The organism is Bradyrhizobium sp. LA6.1 (assembly GCF_040547805.1).
In the GTDB taxonomy this organism is placed as follows: Bacteria; Pseudomonadota; Alphaproteobacteria; order Rhizobiales; family Xanthobacteraceae; genus Bradyrhizobium; species Bradyrhizobium barranii.
Genome location: NZ_JBEPQK010000001.1, coordinates 360267 through 377689, shown reverse-complemented (window position 1 = coordinate 377689; position 17423 = coordinate 360267). Strand labels below are relative to the sequence as shown.

The 17423-nt window shown below is 65.3% G+C and carries 17 protein-coding genes; 11 read left to right on the top strand and 6 right to left on the bottom strand.

Going from position 1 to position 17423, the window contains the following annotated elements; genetic code table 11:
* Positions 1–30 precede the first annotated feature (30 nt).
* Positions 31–1449, top strand: a complete 1419-nt coding sequence (locus tag ABIB99_RS01725; RefSeq protein WP_354174585.1) for an amidase — start codon at positions 31–33, stop codon at positions 1447–1449.
* Positions 1450–1502: 53 nt separating this feature from the next.
* Here ABIB99_RS01725 and ABIB99_RS01720 read toward each other — a convergent pair whose 3' ends face one another.
* The 3 genes from ABIB99_RS01720 to ABIB99_RS01710 all read right to left on the bottom strand — a co-directional run bounded on the left by ABIB99_RS01720 (position 1503) and on the right by ABIB99_RS01710 (position 4182).
* Positions 1503–1685, bottom strand: coding sequence for a hypothetical protein (locus ABIB99_RS01720; RefSeq protein ID WP_135215961.1), 183 nt, complete (start codon positions 1683–1685; stop codon positions 1503–1505).
* A 197-nt stretch (positions 1686–1882) separates the two neighbouring features.
* Positions 1883–2992 (bottom strand): amino acid ABC transporter permease, encoded by a 1110-nt coding sequence (locus ABIB99_RS01715; protein ID WP_231144412.1) that lies wholly within the window; start codon positions 2990–2992, stop codon positions 1883–1885.
* Positions 2993–2994: 2 nt separating this feature from the next.
* Positions 2995–4182, bottom strand: a complete 1188-nt coding sequence (locus ABIB99_RS01710) for an amino acid ABC transporter permease (protein WP_354174582.1) — start codon at positions 4180–4182, stop codon at positions 2995–2997.
* 87 nt (positions 4183–4269) lie between these two features.
* On the opposite strand from ABIB99_RS01710, the gene ABIB99_RS01705 reads away from it, so the two are divergent.
* From ABIB99_RS01705 to ABIB99_RS01690, 4 genes are all read left to right on the top strand, one after another.
* Positions 4270–5142, top strand: a complete 873-nt coding sequence (locus ABIB99_RS01705; RefSeq protein WP_063984714.1) for a MurR/RpiR family transcriptional regulator — start codon at positions 4270–4272, stop codon at positions 5140–5142.
* Positions 5143–5145: 3 nt separating this feature from the next.
* The gene (locus ABIB99_RS01700; RefSeq protein ID WP_063984715.1) at positions 5146–6495 is read left to right on the top strand and encodes an aspartate aminotransferase family protein; all 1350 of its coding nucleotides are present in this window, start codon (positions 5146–5148) and stop codon (positions 6493–6495) included.
* Positions 6496–6507: 12 nt separating this feature from the next.
* Complete coding sequence (locus ABIB99_RS01695) at positions 6508–7521, top strand: amino acid ABC transporter substrate-binding protein (RefSeq protein ID WP_063984716.1); 1014 nt, start codon at positions 6508–6510, stop codon at positions 7519–7521.
* Positions 7522–7679: 158 nt separating this feature from the next.
* Positions 7680–8318 (top strand): aspartate/glutamate racemase family protein, encoded by a 639-nt coding sequence (locus tag ABIB99_RS01690; RefSeq protein ID WP_354174578.1) that lies wholly within the window; start codon positions 7680–7682, stop codon positions 8316–8318.
* On the opposite strand, the gene ABIB99_RS01685 is transcribed toward ABIB99_RS01690, so the two are convergent.
* The gene (locus tag ABIB99_RS01685; protein ID WP_063984718.1) at positions 8315–8962 is read right to left on the bottom strand and encodes a TetR/AcrR family transcriptional regulator; all 648 of its coding nucleotides are present in this window, start codon (positions 8960–8962) and stop codon (positions 8315–8317) included. The genes ABIB99_RS01690 and ABIB99_RS01685 overlap by 4 nt on opposite strands.
* Positions 8963–9114: 152 nt before the next feature.
* On the opposite strand from ABIB99_RS01685, the gene ABIB99_RS01680 reads away from it, so the two are divergent.
* The 5 genes from ABIB99_RS01680 to ABIB99_RS01660 are packed head-to-tail and all read left to right on the top strand — an operon-like array spanning position 9115 to position 13880.
* On the top strand, positions 9115–9324 hold the full coding sequence (locus tag ABIB99_RS01680; protein WP_007607931.1) for a ferredoxin: 210 nt from the start codon (positions 9115–9117) through the stop codon (positions 9322–9324).
* A 59-nt stretch (positions 9325–9383) separates the two neighbouring features.
* On the top strand, positions 9384–10604 hold the full coding sequence (locus tag ABIB99_RS01675; RefSeq protein WP_063984719.1) for a cytochrome P450: 1221 nt from the start codon (positions 9384–9386) through the stop codon (positions 10602–10604).
* Between the two features lie 32 nt (positions 10605–10636).
* Positions 10637–11965: an MFS transporter gene (locus tag ABIB99_RS01670; RefSeq protein WP_063984720.1), complete on the top strand. Its 1329-nt coding sequence runs from the start codon at positions 10637–10639 to the stop codon at positions 11963–11965.
* Positions 11966–11968: 3 nt separating this feature from the next.
* Positions 11969–12631, top strand: a complete 663-nt coding sequence (locus ABIB99_RS01665) for a sulfite oxidase-like oxidoreductase (protein WP_354174574.1) — start codon at positions 11969–11971, stop codon at positions 12629–12631.
* A gap of 25 nt (positions 12632–12656) precedes the next feature.
* Positions 12657–13880, top strand: a complete 1224-nt coding sequence (locus tag ABIB99_RS01660; protein WP_354174572.1) for a bifunctional alpha/beta hydrolase/OsmC family protein — start codon at positions 12657–12659, stop codon at positions 13878–13880.
* 61 nt (positions 13881–13941) lie between these two features.
* Here the strand turns inward: ABIB99_RS01660 and pdxR are convergent, their stop codons facing one another.
* On the bottom strand, positions 13942–15387 hold the full coding sequence (gene pdxR, locus ABIB99_RS01655; protein WP_354174570.1) for a MocR-like pyridoxine biosynthesis transcription factor PdxR: 1446 nt from the start codon (positions 15385–15387) through the stop codon (positions 13942–13944).
* 82 nt (positions 15388–15469) lie between these two features.
* Between pdxR and ABIB99_RS01650 the strand changes: the two genes are divergently transcribed.
* Positions 15470–16384 carry a DMT family transporter gene (locus ABIB99_RS01650; RefSeq protein WP_354174568.1) on the top strand — a complete coding sequence of 305 codons (915 nt, stop codon included), beginning with the start codon at positions 15470–15472 and terminating at the stop codon, positions 16382–16384.
* Here ABIB99_RS01650 and ABIB99_RS01645 read toward each other — a convergent pair.
* A complete protein-coding gene (locus ABIB99_RS01645) occupies positions 16363–17421 on the bottom strand; it encodes a YeeE/YedE family protein (RefSeq protein WP_354174566.1) in 1059 nt (352 codons plus the stop codon). The genes ABIB99_RS01650 and ABIB99_RS01645 overlap by 22 nt on opposite strands.
* Positions 17422–17423: the final 2 nt, after the last annotated feature.

Here is a 17423-nt window from a genome sequence, read left to right as displayed (position 1 = left end):
GACGACACAATAAGCACAGGAGTAAAATAGTTGTCTCAAGACCTGATCCGCGAAACCGCACGCGACGTCGTCGACAAGCTGCGATCCGGCGACGTCTCGCCGCTCGAGCTTCTGGATGTGCTGGAGAAGCGCATCGGTGAGGTCGACGGCAAGGTCAACGCGCTGCCGACGCTATGCTTCGAACGCGCGCGGGACAACGCCAAGGCGCTGATGCAGAAGCCGGCCGGAGCCCGCGGGCTGCTCGCGGGCCTGCCGGTACCGATCAAGGACCTGACCGATGTCGCGGGCGTGCTGAACACACAGGGTTCGCCGATCTTCAGGGACAATGTGCCTAAGCAGTCCGATCTCATGGTCGAGAACCTCGAAGGCAATGGCGCGGTCGTCTACGCCAAGTCGAACACACCGGAATTCGGCGCCGGCGCCAACACCTTCAACGAAGTATTCGGCGCGACCCTCAATCCCTGGGATACGACGAAGTCTGCGGCCGGCTCCTCCGGCGGCGCGGCCGTGGCGCTGGCCACCGGCATGGCCTGGCTCGCCCAGGGCTCCGACATGGGCGGCAGCTTGCGCAGCCCCGCGGCGTTCTGCGGCGTCGTCGGCATGCGGCCGAGCATCGGGCGCGTCGCACATACGCCCAAATCGGCGATCGACCGCAATCTCGGCGTGGTGGGGCCGATGGCGCGCAACGTCGAGGATCTTGCGCTGCTGTTGGATGCCATGAGCGGTGACTATGCGGACGACCCGCTGTCGCTGCCCGCACCTGCGACCTCGTTCCTGTCGGCGGCGCAGTCAGGCAAGAAGCCGAAGCGCATCGCCTATTCGCCCGATCTCGGCATCACCCCGGTCGATCCCGAGGTCAAGGCGATCACGCGCAAGGCCGCTGAACGCTTCGCGGAGGCCGGCGCGATCGTGGAGGAAGCGCATCCGGACTGGCGCGAGGCGCATGAATGCTTCCACGTCCTGCGCGCCTTCGATTTCGCGATCACCAAGGCCAATCTGCTGCGGACCAAGCGCGACCTCCTGAAGCCCGAGGTGATCTGGAACATCGAGGAAGGCCTCAAGCTCACCGTCGAGCAGCTCGCGCGCGCCGAGGCGCAACGCGTCGGCATGACCGCGCGCGCGATCGAGTTCTTCAAAAACTACGACCTGCTGTTGACGCCAACCACGATCGTGCCGCCCTTCCCGATCGAGCACCGCTATGTCGCCGAATGCGCCGGCAAGAAGTTCGAGAACTATGTCGAATGGCTCGGCATCGTCTACGCTATCACGCTCGCCTGCTGCCCGTCGCTGTCGCTGCCCTGCGGCTTCACGGCGTCTGGCCTCCCGGTCGGCGTACAGGTCGTCGGTGCCCCGCGCGCGGATGCGCAGGTGATCGCCGGCGCGAAGGTATTGGAAGATATTCTGGGTCTGCGCGGCTCCACGCCGATCGATCCCAAGGTGAAGGCCTGACGCGAGCCGCACCGGCGGGGACTTGGCCGTCCCCGCCGTGCGCCGGTCAGACCCTAGTCGTTCGCTTTCGGCCCGCCGTGATACCGATGCGCATCGTATCCGGCCTCATCCGTTGGAGCGGCGAAGGCGAAGGAGTTCGGATGCGTTTCCGACATCTGGGCGGTGGCCGCCGAAGCCATGTGCGAGTGATTCATTGCCTCGTGGGCAGAGGCGGCGGAGCAAAGCGCGACCAGCATGGCCGACGCTGCGAGAACTGATTTCATCATGATGTGACGTGCCTCTTGTGAGTGCCACCAGCAAATTGCAGATGGATCTCGCCGCGTAGGATTGCCAGTTTGAATCCAGGCACGCGATATAGGCGCGGCATAAGCATTTCGCGCTCCAGTATAGGCTTCCAGCGTTTCTGGCTCGCTCCCGCGGCGGGGAAAGCCGCTCACCTCGAGGCGGTATTCGCCTCCAGGCCGCGACTGTACCGCGACATCGCAAAGCAAAAGACAAAGTAGATCGCGGCGACGAAGATGTAGACCTCGACCGAGAATTGCTGCCAGGCCGGATCGATGATCGCGGTCTTGGCCGTCGTCAGCAGGTCGAAGATGCCGATGATCAGGACTAGGCTGGTGTCCTTGAAAAACGCGATGAAGGTGTTGACCAGCGGCGGGATGACGTGGCGGATCGCCTGCGGCAGCACGATCAGACGATGCTTGCGCCAGTAGGACAGCCCGAGCGCATCGGCGGCCTCATATTGCCCGCGCGGCACGGCCTGGAGGCCGCCGCGGATGACTTCGGCAAGATACGCGCCCGCGAACAGGATGATGGCGATCTGCGCGCGCAGCAGCTTGTCGATATTGAAGCCGCTCGGCATGAACAGCGGAAACATCACGCTCGCCATGAACAACAGGCTCACCAGCGGCACGCCGCGGATCAGTTCGACATAGAGCACGCTGAGCGAGCGGATCGCCGGCAGCTTTGAGCGCCGGCCGAGCGCGACGAGGATGCCGAGCGGGAAACCAAAGGCCAATCCAAACGTCGCCAGGATCAGTGTCACCGGCAATCCGCCCCAACGGTCCTGCGAGACGAAGGAGAGGCCGAACACGCCGCCCCACATCAGTACGCTGATCAGCGCCAGCGCGCCGATCCAGATATAGGCCAGCTCGCGCCGCCACAGGGCGCGGCGGGTGGAGAGATAGAACAGCGCGATGAACAGCACCACCGACAGCGCCGGCCGCCACTGCTCGTCGAACGGATAGGTGCCGAACAGTATGAAGCGATATTTTTCGGGGATGATCGCCCAGCAGGCACCGAGGCCGCGCGCGGCGCGGCAGGCGCTGGAGTCGTTTGCCGGCGTGAGCCACACGGCATTCGCGATGCCCCACTGCACGAAGCTGAAGATGCCCTTGGCGAGGACTGCCAGCAACACGACCGAAAGAATAGCGTTCGGGATCGACGAGAACAAATTGGTGCGGAGCCAGCGCAGCACCGGGTTGCCCATCTGCGGGCGGCGGGCAGCGCGCGGGGCGTCCGGAATATCGGCGATCGCCGTCATGATCAGCGCTCCACCAGCGCGATGCGCGAATTGTACCAGTTCATGAAGAAGCTGATGCAGAGGCTGATGGTCAAGAACACCGCCATGATCAGCGCGATGGCCTCGATCGCCTGCCCGGTCTGGTTCAGCGTGGTATTGGCGACAGACACGACGTCCTGGTAGCCGATCGCGACCGCGAGCGAGGCGTTCTTGGTCAGGTTGAGGTACTGGCTCGTCATCGGCGGCACGATGACGCGCAGCGCCTGGGGCAGGATGATCTGCCGCAGCATGAAGCTGCGGCGCAAGCCGAGCGCATTGGCGGCATCCCATTGTCCGCGCGGCACGGACTGGATGCCGCTGCGCACGATCTCGGCAATGAAGGCCGAGGTGTAGGTCACGAGCGCGATCAGCAGCGCGAAATACTCCGGCGCGAGCGTCAGCCCGCCGACGAAGTTGAAGCCGCGCAGCTCCGGCCATTCGATCTTCCAGGACACACCAAGCGCCACCGACATTGCCGCCGGCAGCGCGACGATGAGGCCAACCGCAAAGGGCCACGCCGGCCGCGGCTTGCCGTCGCGCATCTGCTGCGCGATCAGCCATCGCCTGATGAGATAGAACACGGCAAGCCCGAGCACGGCTGTACCGAGCACCCAGAGCTGCGGCGAGCCGACCGGAATCGCCGGCAGGATCAGGCCGCGATTGGACAGAAATACGCCCTCGACCGGCCGCCAGGCCGCGCGCGCGGCCGGCAGCGCCTGCATCAACACGTACCAGAACAAGAGCTGAAGCAGCAGCGGGATGTCGCGGAGCGTTTCGACATAGACGGCGGCGAGCCGCGACAACAGCCAGTTGGCGGAGAGACGCGAAATGCCGATCAGCGTGCCCAGGATCGTCGCGAGCACGATGCCGATCACGGCGACGCGCAAGGTGTTGGCGATGCCGACGACGAAGGCCCACAGGTACGTGTCTCTCGGATTATAAGAGAGCAGGCTGTCGGCGATCGGCATGCCGGCTTCCCGGCCGAGGAAAGCGAAGCCGGTGGTGATGCGGCGGGCCGAGAGATTGGTGACGGTGTTGGACCAGAGGAAGGCGACAACCCCAAGCACGATTCCGACGACGAGCACCTGCCAGAACAGGCCTTGCAGCTCTCGGCGGCCAAATCCGCCGAAGAAGCGACGGCGGGGCGGCGGTCTTGGACTGTCTGAAGTCACAGCACAAAAATCCTTCTGGCGAGCAACGATTTCCGGCGGCGCACGTCAACTGTTGCACCAATCTTAAAAGCGTGCAACAAATGTTTCATGGCCGAGCCCACGAAATCCTCGCCCTTGAGCGAACTGCGCATTGCGTTGCCATCGCTCCCCCTGCGCCTGCAGGAGGTCGGCCGCTTCGTTGCCGCCAATGACTACGACGCCACCACCCGTTCGATGCGCGATCTCGCCGCCGAGGCCGGCGCCGACCCGGCTGCATTCACGCGGCTTGCCAAGGCCATCGGCTATTCCGGCTGGGACCAGTTGCGCGCGGCACTCACCGAAGCGCGGCGGCCTTCGCAGATCTCACCTTTCTCGGGCCGCGCCAAGAGCCGCCGTCACGGCCCGAACGCCGATGTCGCGCTCGTCACCGACAAGCTCGAGGCCGAGGGCGCCGGCCTTCTGCGCATTCCGGCCCAGCCGATTGCGGATGCAGCCCGCGCGCTGCACGACGCCAAGCGTATCTGGATTGCCGGTTACCGAAGCTGCCGGAGCGTCGCGGAGCTCTTGAACTACGAGCTCCGGCTGTTCCGTCCCGAACAGGTGCAACTCGTCGGCGCATCCGGCCCCGACGATCTCGATCTCGGCGCCTTTCGTACCGGCGAAGCCGTCATCGTCATCGGCTTCCTGCCCTACACGCATGCGAGCGTCCGCGTTGCGCAGGCCGCCCATCGTGCCGGCGCAGCGCTGATCGCGATCGCGGACAGCCTCTCAGCGCCGATGGCAGAAGGCGCCGACCACGTGCTGCTGTTCGAGGCGGCCTCGTCCCCCGGCTTCTTCCCGAGTCTCACGGGTGCCATCGCGATTGCGCAATCGCTCGCGGCGGTCACATTCTCGCTCGGCGGCACGGCCGCGAAGAAGCGCCTGGAAACCACCGAGGCGCGGCTCGCCGCGGCCTCCACATACATTTCAGAGAAAGGTTGACCCATGGCCGCTCGCACCAGCCGCGTGCTGCACCGTTCGTTGCGCGAAACGCCACCCAAGGCGATCGGCGGCGAAGGCGTCTATCTTTTCGCCGAGGACGGGCGGCGCGTGATCGACGCCTCCGGCGGCGCAGCCGTCTCCTGCCTCGGCCATCAGCATCCGCGCGTGATCGCGGCGATGGCAAAACAAGCCTCGACGCTGGCCTATGCGCACACCGCCTTCTTCTCCTCCGAGCCGGCCGAGGCGCTGGCCGAGACGCTGGTCGGGCATGAACCCGGCGGTCTCGCCTACGCCTATTTCGTCAGTGGCGGATCGGAGGCGATCGAAGCCAGCATCAAGCTGGCGCGGCAATATTTCATCGAGCGCGGCGAGCCGCAGCGGCAGCACTTCATTGCGCGGCGGCAGAGCTATCACGGCAACACGCTCGGCGCGCTCGCCGCCGGTGGCAATACCTGGCGGCGCGCGCCCTATGCGCCCCTGCTGTCCGGTGCCTTCAGCCATGTGACGCCGGCCTTCGCCTATCACGAGAAGCACGAGGGCGAATCCGATGCGCAGTTCGTGGCGCGACTGGCCGCGGAGCTCGAAGCCGAATTTCAGCGGCTTGGCCCCGACACCGTCGCCGCGTTCCTCGCCGAGCCCGTCGTCGGTGCCACCGCCGGTGCGGTGACGGCACCGGACGGCTACTTCAAGGCGGTGCGCGAGATCTGCGACCGGCATGGCGCCCTCCTCGTCCTCGACGAAGTCATGAGCGGCATGGGCCGCACCGGCACGACGCACGCCTGGGAGCAGGAGGGCGTTGCTCCGGATATCCAGGCGATCGCAAAGGGTCTCGGCGGCGGCTATCAGCCGATCGGCGCGATGCTCGCGAGCGGCAAGATCATCGACACCATCCGCTCGGGCTCCGGCGCGTTCCAGCATGGCCACACCTATCTGGCGCATCCCCTCGCCTGCGCAGCCGCGCTCGCGGTGCAGGATGTGATCCGCGAGGACCGCCTGCTAGACCGCGTCAAGGAGCGCGGCAAGCAACTCGAGCAGCGCCTGACCGAGCGCTTCGGCAATCACCGCCATATCGGCGACATCAGGGGCCGCGGCCTGTTCTGGGCGATCGAGCTCGTCGCCGATCGCGCCGGCCGCACCTCGTTCGATCCCGCGCTCAAGCTGAACCAGAAGATCAAGGCGGAAGCCTTCGCCAACGGGCTCGGCTGCTATCCCGGTGGCGGTACCGTGGACGGCGCCCGTGGCGACCATGTGCTGCTGGCGCCGCCCTATATCGCTTCGGCTGCCGAGATCGATCTGATCGTCGACAAGCTCGGCACCGCCGTCGACAACGTGTTGCGTAGTGTCAATCACTGAGGGGAGAGTCATATGATGAGGAAAGTGGTTATCGTAGCCGGCATGCTTGCAGCATCGACGGTTGCCGCGTCGGCGGCGACGCTCGACACGGTGAAGAGCCGCGGCACGCTGATCTGCGGCGTCAGCGCCGGCTTTGCCGGTTTCTCCGCGCCGGACTCGCAGGGCAATTACAAGGGTCTCGACGTCGATTATTGCCGCGCGCTCGCGGCCGGCGTGCTCGGCGACGCCAGCAAGGTGCGCTACGTCTCGCTGACCGCGCAGAATCGCTTCACCGCGCTGCAATCGGGCGAGATCGACGTACTCTACCGCAACTCGACGCAGACCTATCTGCGCGGCGTGACGCTGGGCCTCCGCCAGGGGCCGGTCAACTTCTATGACGGCCAGGGCTTTGTCGTGAAGAAGGACCTCGGCGTGAAGGAGATCAAGGATTTGAAGGGTGCGACTGTCTGCGTCGCGCAGGGCACCACGCATGAAGTCACGCTCGGCGATTACGGCCGCGCCAACGGCATCGACTGGAAGCCGCTGGTGTTCGACCGCGTCGACACCATGTACCAGACCTTCTTCGGCGGCCGCTGCGATGCCATGACCCAGGATGCCTCCGCGCTCGCCGGCGCCGTGACGACCGCGGCGCCGAATCCGGCCGACTACGTCGTGCTGCCGCAGACCATCAGCAAGGAGCCGCTCGGCCCGTTCACCCGCAACGGTGACGAAGTCTGGAGCGACATTATCACCTGGTTGCATTACGGCCTGATCGAGGCCGAGGAACTCGGTGTCACGCAAGGCAATGTCGACGAGATGGCGAAGTCACAGACGCCGGCGGTCCAGCGCCTGCTGGGTGCCTCCGGCGACCTCGGCTCGCGGCTCGGTCTCGATAACAAATGGCTGGTGACGGTGATCAAGGCCACCGGCAATTACGGCGAGATCTACGAGCGCAATGTCGGCAAGGCGAGCCCGCTCAAGCTCGACCGCGGCCTCAACGGCCTCTGGAGCAAGGGCGGCTTGATGTACGCGGTGCCGTTCAAGTAAACGGTGCTTCACCTCTCCCCGCCTGCGGGGAGAGGTCGACCGCGCAGCGGTCGGGTGAGGGGGAGCCTCCGCGAATTCATCCCTCACTTTCAACGTGGATAGAGCCCCTCACCCCGACCCTCTCCCCGTAAGAACGGGGAGAGGGAGAAGAGACACCGATGCGCATCGCCCTGATTCACGCCCTCAAGCATTCCATCGCGCCGATCGAGGCTGCGTTCGCGAAGGCGTGGCCAGAGGCGCGGCTGATGAACCTGCTCGACGACAGCCTGTCGGCGGATCTGGCCCGCGACGGCGTGCTCAACGATGCCATGACCGAGCGCTTCCTCGCGCTCGGCGACTATGCGGCAGCTACGGGAGCGAACGGAATCCTGTTCACCTGCTCGGCGTTCGGCCCCTGCATCGAGGCCGTCGCGCGCGCACATGCGCCAATGCCCGTGCTGAAGCCGAACGAGGCGATGATCGAGCAGGCCGTGACCATGGGCAAGCGAATTGGCCTGCTCTCGACCTTCCCGCCGACACTGGCCTCGATGCTACCGGAGTTTCCGGCCTCGGCCCAGGTCGTGCCGAAACTCGCCGAGGGCGCGCTGGCGGCGCTCGATCGCGGCGATCGCGCCACGCACGACAGGCTGATTGTCGAGGCTTCAAAGGACTTGCGCGATTGCGACGTCATTGCGCTCGCGCAATTCAGCATCGCGGCAACCGCGCCGCTGGTCGCCGAAGCCACCGGCCGCCCGGTCGTGACGACCCCGGACAGCGCGGTCGACAAGTTGATGAGGCTGCTGAAAGCGAAGGCCTAGGCGCCGGCCTTTTTCCGACGACGCGCATCCTTGATCGCAGCAGCAAGCGCGGCCTTCGTTTCGTTCACAAAGTCCTCGACCAGTTCCTCGCGCGTGGCATGCGCGGCCTCGCCGGTGAACAGGCCCTGCTCGGCCAGCATCACCACGCCATGCAACGCCGCCCAGATCTTGAGCGCTTGCCGCTCGCGCAAGAAGCCGACCGCCGGCGCCTCGAGGGCTTCGATCACCAGCGCAAAAGTCTCGCGCGTGGCGTCGTGCAGCTCGCTGCCCTTTGCCGCGCATGACACGGTGCGGGAAGCGAACATCAGGCGATAGATGCCGTTGCGGCGCAGACCGAAATCGAGCGTCGCCTGCGCCAGCCGCGACAGTTTCGATTGCTTCGACGGCTTCGCCATCGCCTCGCGCAGAAGTGCACTGAGCTGCCGGAACGCTTCCGCCGTCACCGCCGTTAGCAGCGCATCACGGTCGGCAAAATGCCGATACGGCGCCGGCTGCGAGACGCCGAGCTGTTTGGCAAGCGCCTTGATGCTGATCGCCTCGGCGCCGCCCTGCTCCGCCTCGCGCAGCGCGGCCTTGATCAAGGCGTCACGGAGATCGCCATGGTGGTAAGTATTCTCCGGCTTACGGACGAGTTGTGAACGCATGTTACGTCAAGCCTATAAGTTTGCGCTTGACAGGGGAAGCCCGCCGCGAATGTAATAGCATATAACTTAAAGCGGCGGCAAATGCCGCCGATAAAATTGACATGAGGATCGCGCGGCCTTCGGGCCCCGCGCACACGACCGAGGAAGCCGCCATGACAGAGCGACTGAGGGTTCACGTCGATCCCGACAAATGCCAGGGCCACGCGCGCTGCAAGGCGCTCGCGCCGGAGCTGTTCGAGCTCGACGAATACGGCAACGCCCATGAGGCCGGGGACGGCACCGTGCCCCCCGGTCTCGAAGACAAGGCGTGGCTTGCCAAATCCAACTGCCCGGAAATTGCGATCGATGTGATCGAGGAGTAGCGCGGCCCCTGCCCGCTTGCGTGCTTTTAGCGAACACGAGCCCCGAGGGATTTCCTGCCATGTCCGACGTCAGCCAGCCTGTCGCCCACCCGCCCGTCACCGACTGGGTCAACGATTTCGACCACACCGATCCGCAATGGACGGAGGATCCGTTCTCGATCTGGGAGGAGCTTCGCTCCGCGAGCCCGGTGGTGCATACAAAGCGCTTCCTCGGCTGCTACATGCCGACGACTTATGAGGCGGTGCGCGAGATCGCCAACGACACCGAGCATTTCTCCTCGCGCCGCATCATCGTCCGTGACGTTCGACCCGAAGTCGCCAGGAACGCCGCTCCGCCGATCACCTCCGACCCGCCCGTACACAAGCCAGCCAAGCAATTGCTGTTGCCGCCTTTCACGCCGGACGCGATGAAGAAGCTGGAACCGCGGATGCGCGCGATCTGCAACGAGCTGATCGACGGGTTCATCGCCGATGGCAAGGTCGATGCCGCAGCGCGCTACAGCAAATATATTCCGGTTCAGGCTATCGCCCACATGCTCGGCATTCCCGAGAGCGACAGCGATCGGTTCATCGACTGGATCCACATGATCCTCGAGCTCGGCATCAAGGACGAGAGCAAGCTGCTCCAGGCCGTGCAGGAGATGAGCGCCTATTTCAGGACGCATATCGAGGAGCGCAGATCGAAGCCGACCGACGACCTGATTTCCTATTTGATGAACGCCAAGGACAAGGAAGGCCAGCCGCTGGAAGAGTCCCATGTGCTGGGTTCGCTGCGGCTGCTCCTGATCGCCGGCATCGACACCACCTGGAGTGCGATCGGCTCCTCGCTCTGGCATCTCGCCCGGACGCCGGCCGACCGCGAACGGCTGATCGCCGAGCCCGGGCTGATCCCGATCGCCGTGGAGGAGCTGCTGCGGGCCTATTCGCCGGTGACCATGGCCCGCGAGGTGGTCAAGGAGACCACGATCTCGGGCTGCCCGGTCAAGGCGGGCAACATGGTGCTGCTGTCGTTCCCGGCCGCCAACCGCGACCCCAAGATGTTTCCGGACGCTGACAAAGTCGTGATCGACCGCCGGGAGAATCGCCATGCCGCCTTCGGCCTCGGCATCCACCGCTGCGTCGGTTCCAACCTTGCACGCATGGAGATGCAGGTTGCGCTGGAGGAATGGCTGAAGCGGATCCCGGACTTCTCCCTCGATCCGGCAGGCACGGTGACCTGGTCACAGGGCACGGTGAGAGGCCCCCGCCAGTTGCCATTTCTGTTCGGAAAGGCGATGTAGGCCTTTCCAAGACCAACGGAGAGAGGCCGGACGTGACAGAGCAAGCAACCCTACCGGCCTCTGATCACATCGACATCGACATCGCCGACGCCAAACGGCGGATCAAGGCGATCTTCATCGGCTCGATCGGCAATCTCGTCGAGTGGTACGATTTTTACGCCTATACGGCGTTCGCGCTCTATTTCGCTCCGGCCTTCTTCCCTGGCAACGACCCCGTCGTCCAGCAATTGAACGTCGCCGTGGTGTTCGCGGCGACCTTCCTGATGCGCCCCCTGGGCGGCTGGCTGTTCGGCTACATCGCGGATCATTTCGGCCGGCGCATCTCGCTGACCTTGTCGGTCGTCTTCATGTGCTTCGGCTCGCTGATCATCGCGCTGACGCCGACCTATGCGACCATCGGTTTCGCCGCGCCGGTGATCCTGGCGCTCGCCCGCGTCATCGAGGGCCTGAGCCTCGGCGGCGAATATGGTGCCAGCGCGACCTATCTCAGCGAGGTCGCCGATCCCAAGCATCGCGGCTTCTATTCGAGCTTTCAATACGTCACCCTGATCGGCGGCCAGCTCACCGCGATCATCGTGCTGCTGCTCCTGCAAAAGGTCTTCCTCACGCCGGAGGAGCTCAAGGCCTGGGGCTGGCGCATCCCGTTTGCGATCGGCGCGGCGCTGGCGATCTTTGCCGCAGTGATGCGGCGCAATCTGCACGAGACCGAGGCCTTCGAGGAAGCCAAGAAGGTGGTGAAGCCGACCGGCTCGATCACCAATTTGCTGCGCTACCCCCGCGAGCTGCTGCTGGTCGTCGGCCTCACGGCCGGCGGTACCGCGGCGTTCTACACCTTCACCACCTACATGCAGACCTTCGTCAAGCTCTCGGTCGGCCTGACCGAGGACCAGACCACTTTCGTGATCTTCGGCACGCTGATCTTCGCGACGATCCTGCAACCTATCTACGGCGCGATCTCCGACAAGATCGGGCGCAAGCCGTTGCTGATCTTCTTCGGTGTCGCGGGTACGCTCGCGACCGTGCCGCTGCTGATGACGCTGAAGGAGACCAAGTCGCCTTTCATGGCCTTCATTCTGATCTGCTGCGCCTGGCTGTTCGTCGCCGGATACACCTCGATCAACGCTGTGGTGAAGGCCGAGTTGTTCCCGACCAATGTCCGCGCCCTCGGCGTCGGCCTGCCCTACGCCATCACGGTCTCGATCTTCGGCGGCACGGCGCCGGCGATCGCGCTCTATTTCAAGAGCATCGGGCATGAGGAGTGGTTCTACTACTATCTCGCCGGCGTCATCTGCCTGTCGCTGATCATCTATTCCACCATGCGTGACACCAAGCACGCCTCCGCGATGCATCGCCACGAGTAGCTCATGGCCGACGACAACGAGCCGCCCGACAGCAAGCTGACGCGCACCAAGGAAAAATGGGCGCGCGAAGGCCGCTTCCTCACGGGCCGCGTTACGCGACCGGAGGATCAGCGGCTGCCGCCGGGCCAGCATCTCACCAAGGACTGGCCGGTGCTCGATCTCGGAGTCGTGCCGCCGGTTTCGCGCGAACGCTGGCGGCTCGACGTCTACGGCGCGATCGAGACCCCCGTGTTCTGGACCTTTGCCGAATTCGCGGCGCAGAAGCAGGCGCAGATCACGTCCGACATCCATTGCGTGACGACCTGGTCGCGCTACGACAATCAATGGGAAGGGCTTGCGACGCGCGAGTTGCTGGCAGCCTGCCGGCCGCGCGAGGATGCGCGCTTCGTGGTCCTGCATTCCCATGACGGCTACACCACCAACCTCACGCTGGAAGACTTTGCCGCCGAGGACGCGCTGCTCGCCCACAGCTGGTCGGGTCAGCCGCTGACCGAAGAGCACGGCGGCCCGGTGCGACTCGTCGTGCCGCATCTGTATTTCTGGAAGAGCGCCAAATGGCTTCAGGCCATCGAATTCCTGACCGAGGACGCGCCGGGCTTCTGGGAAGTCCGCGGCTATCATAACCGCGGCGATCCCTGGGCCGAGCAGCGTTATTCAAGCGATTAAGTTCAAGCAAGGACGGGGGAATCCCATGCCGACGGAACGCTTTCAATTCACCGGCGAAGGTGGCCATCAACTAGCCGCCGCGCTGGAACTGCCCGATGGCGAGCCCAGGGCCTACGCGCTGTTCGCGCACTGCTTCACCTGCGGCAAGGACACGCTGGCGGCAAAACGCATCTCGGTTGCGCTCGCCGCCAAGGGCATTGCGGTGCTGCGCTTCGACTTCACCGGGCTCGGCTCCAGCGAAGGCGATTTCGCCAATTCGACGTTCTCCTCCAACGTCGCCGACCTCATGCGCGCCGCCGATCATCTGCGCCAGGTCCGCACGGCGCCGTCGATCCTGATCGGCCACAGCCTCGGTGGTGCCGCGATCCTCGCCGCCGCCGGAAGGATTCCGGAAGCCAAGGCTGTCGTGACCATCGCGGCGCCGTCCGATCCCGCTCACGTCACCGGTCTGTTCAGCGAGCAGCTCGACAGCATCCGCGCGCAGGGCGAAGTCGAGGTCTCGCTCGCGGGGCGCCCGTTCCGCATCAAGCGCGAATTCCTCGACGACATCGCCGAGCAAGAACTGATGAAGGACATCACCGGCCTGCACAAGGCCCTGCTGGTGATGCAGTCCCCTGTCGACGACACCGTCGGCATCGACAATGCGACCAAGATTTTCGTTGCGGCAAGACACCCCAAGAGCTTCGTCTCGCTCGACCACGCCGATCATCTCCTGACCAAGCCGGCCGACGCCCTCTACGCGGCCGACGTGATCGCGGCCTGGGCCAGCCGCTACATCGACACCGCGAAGCCCGCGAAGGCGATGGATCTCGCGGAGGAGCCGCGCAAAGTGGTCGTGCAGGAGACCCGCAAGAGCAAGTTCAACCAGGCCATCACCGTCGGCCCGCACCATCTGGTGGCTGACGAGCCGGTCGCCGCTGGCGGCGAGGATGCCGGCCCCGGCCCTTACGACTTCCTGCTCGCCGGGCTGGGTGCCTGCACCTCCATGACCATGCGCCTCTATGCCGATCGCAAATCGCTGCCGCTCGATCGCGTCACGGTCACGCTGAAGCATTCGAAAATCTACGCCAAGGATTGCGCGGAGTGCGAGACGCGCGATGGCATGCTCGACCAGATCGAGCGCGACATCGCGATCGACGGCGCGCTCGATGCGGAGCAACGCAAGAAGCTGATGGAGATCGCCGACAAGTGCCCGGTGCACCGGACGCTGACCTCGGAGATCCGCATCGTGACGAAGGCCGTGGACTAGCGCGTTATTGTTTAAGCATGATCTTTTCGGAAAACCGCTTCACACTTTTCCGGATCATGCTCTAGAAGCACGACGCCATGGTCCGCACCGCCGCGCTGATCTCATTCTCGCGCCAGGCCGCGAAGCCGAGCAGCAGGCCATGGTCGCGTGGACGGCCGAGCGCCAGGCTGGACAGGGCCCGCGTTTCGACGCCTGCCTCGACCAGCCGTTGCACCGCCGCCTGATCGGCGCGACCGCGCTTGAGGCGGGCGACCAGCTGGATGCCGCCCGAGGGCACTTCGGCGGAGAGAAGTTCGCCCAGGTGGCGCTCCAGTCCCTCGACGAGGTGATCGCGGCGCGCGTGATAGAGCCGCCGCATCCGACGCAGATGCGCGAGAAAATGCCCGTCGGCGATAAACTCCGCCAGCGCTTCCTGGATGTGGCTGGAGGCGATCAGCCCGATGTGCCGCTGTGCGATCTCGAGGGTGCCGACCAGCCCTGGTGGCGCGACGACATAGCCGAGCCGGATATCCGACGTCATCGCCTTCGAAAACGTTCCGACATAGAACACGCGGCCATGGGCGTCTAACCCCTGCAAGGCCGGCACCGGCCGGCTGTCATAATGGAATTCGCCATCGTAATCGTCTTCGACGATCCAGGTCTCGCCTGGCCTGCTCATGCCCAAGAATTCGGTGCGGCGCGCGAGCGACATCAACCGCCCGGTCGGATGCTGGTGCGAGGGCGTCATGAAGATGAGCTTTGGCGCGGCCATGCCCGGCATCCGCTGCATGCCCTGCCCATCCAGCTTCATCCCCATCACGCGCGCGCCGGAGGCACGGAAGGCCGCCGCCGCACCGGGATAGCCGGGATCCTCGACCCAGACATCGTCGCCGGGCGTGATGAGCGCAGCCGCAATCAGGGTCAGCGCGGCCTGCGCGCTCGGCAGGATCAGGATCTGGTCTGCGGTGGCGCGGACGCCCCTGCTGGCGGCCAGATAATGCGCCAGCGCCTGGCGCAGGCGCGTCCGGTTGACCGGTCCAAGCTCGCGCTTGGCTGCGCGCACCGCGCTGCGGCGCAGGCAGCGGGCCCACACTTCGTGCGGAAACTCCCGCGCATCTCCATGCCCCGGACGCAGGGGCTTTAGCGGCGCCTGATAGGACATCGGCCAGTCGGTCTGCTTGAGCTTCGACGCCCAGGGCGAGAGCCGCGGCTTGCCAGAGCGGACGCTCGGTGCGACGGCACCCGCCTCTTCGTTACGGCCGCCGTCGACCGTGACCATGGGACGACGACCGTGCGACGCCTCGAGATATCCCTCGGCGGCGAGCTGCTCGAAGGCATAAGTAACGGTGTTGCGCGACACGCCGAGGTCGCTCGCGAGCCGGCGGCTCGACGGCAGCGCGCGACCTTTGCCGAGCCGACCGGTCGCGATCAGGTCTCGCAGCTGGCTCGTCAGTTGCGCCGTCAGCCCCTCGTCGTCGGTCCGCTTCAGCTCGATCAGGGCGGAGATCACACCTTCCGAAACTGGCACCTTATTCCTTTCCGATCTGGCACTTTTTCAGGTGCCAATCCGGATGCTATGCGCCGGACTGGACTGCTTCAAGGATTTTGCGATGAACTCCCTCTCCTCCCGCGCGGCCGTCGGCCTGTTCCTGATCGTCGTGCTGGCCTGGGGCGTGAACTGGTCGGTGACGAAGCAACTCGTCCAGTTCCTCCCGCCACTGTGGACTTCGGCGATCCGGAGCTGGATCGCGCTGGCCGGATTGTTCGTGATCCTCGGGCTGAGCAACAATCTGATGATCCCGGAGCGGCGCGACATTCCGGTGATCCTGAGCGTCGCGCTGCTGCACATGACGGTGTTCTCGGTTCTGGTTGCGGCCGGTGTGCGCTTCCTGCCCGCGAGCAAAGCGATCGTGCTCGGCTACACCACGCCGCTCTGGGTCGCGATCGCCGCGCCCTTGCTGGGGAAGGATACGCTGACGGCGCCCAAGCTCGCCGGCGCCTTGCTCGGACTCGTCGGCCTTGCCGTGATCCTGAACCCCACGTCGATCGATTGGACCAATACCAACGTCCTGCTCGGGGCCGGCATGGTCGTCCTGGCCGCGATGTCCTGGGCCGCGAACATCATCTATATGAGCGCGCATCGCTGGATTGCATCGCCGCTCCAGCTCCTGCTCTGGCAGGTGCTCGTGGCGACGATCGTACTGACGGGATCGGCTGCTATCATGGAGGGCCCGCCGCACGCGGAATGGTCGTGGAAGCTCGTGCTGCTTTTCCTGTATTCCGGCCTGATCGGAACGGCGCTGGCCTATTGGGCGATGTCGATGGTCAACAAGAGCATCTCGGCCCTGACGACCTCGCTCGGCACCACCGGGACGCCGCTCGTCGGCATCGCCAGTGCTGCGATCCTGCTGGGCGAGCCAATCGACATGAGTCTTGCCGTCGCGGCCGGACTGATCGTCACCGGCATCGGTCTCGCGACGCTGGGCGACCGGCTGCTGCGCGGTCAAGCCACCGCGAGCGGCTGAACCCGCAGTGCACCGCGCAGGCCGGCCGACGTGCCGAGCAGGATGCCGGCGACCGCGACGAACGAGCCCAGAGCAAGCGTCGATACGCCGGTGAGCCCCTGACCGATCGAGCAGCCGAACGCCATCACGCCGCCTATCCCCATCAGCGCTGCACCGCCGGCCGAGCGCAGCATGTGGCGCGGCGACGAATAACCTTCGAGGTGGAAACGGCCCGTGGCGAGCGCGGTGACGAGGCTGCCGGCGAGAACGCCGGCAACGGTGGCGATGCCGAAGTTGAGCGTCAGACCGGTCGAAAGCATGGCGTATTGCAGCGCGTCCGCGATCGGCGCGACGAAGGTGAGCGACGTCACCGGGACGGGATTGAAATCGTCGGCGCCGAGATAGCCGGTGACGAACCAGCCGCTAGCGACCAGGAGCCCGACGACGACACCGGCTGCAATCTGGCCCGGCGAACGCCGGAATGCCGGGTGTGCGAACGCAAACAGGATCAGCGCAACGGCGATTGCAGCAGCGCTCAGCGCGCGCGAGACCCCTTCACCGGGACCGAGCGTCGCCAACAGTGACGGCAGCGAGTTGGCGTTGACGGTCGTTTGCGAGGCCTGGACCAGCGCAATGCGCACCGGCGCGATCAGGCCCTTGAGCGTCATCTGCGCGGCGATGGCGAGCACGATCACGACGACGAAGGAGCGGAGATTGCCGCGGCCGAGCAGCACCAGCGCCCGCGAGCCGCAGCCGTTCGACAACACCATGCCGTAGCCGAACAACAGGCCGCCGAGGAACAGCACCGGCACTGAAAAGGATTGTTGCAGATAGATCGACTTGCCGAGATCGACCATGCCGCTACCGGCAAGGAATTGGCTCGCAGCAACCGCAACAGCCATCGCCATCGCAAAGGTCCGCACCAGCCGCCCGTCTCCTTCGGCCAGCCAGCCGCGTATGCTGCTCATCAGGCAGAAGCCGCTGAGCAGGCCCACGGCGCCATAGATGAGCCCGATGATGAGGCCGGCGAGGATGACGAGTTGAGTGGACGAGTCCATGG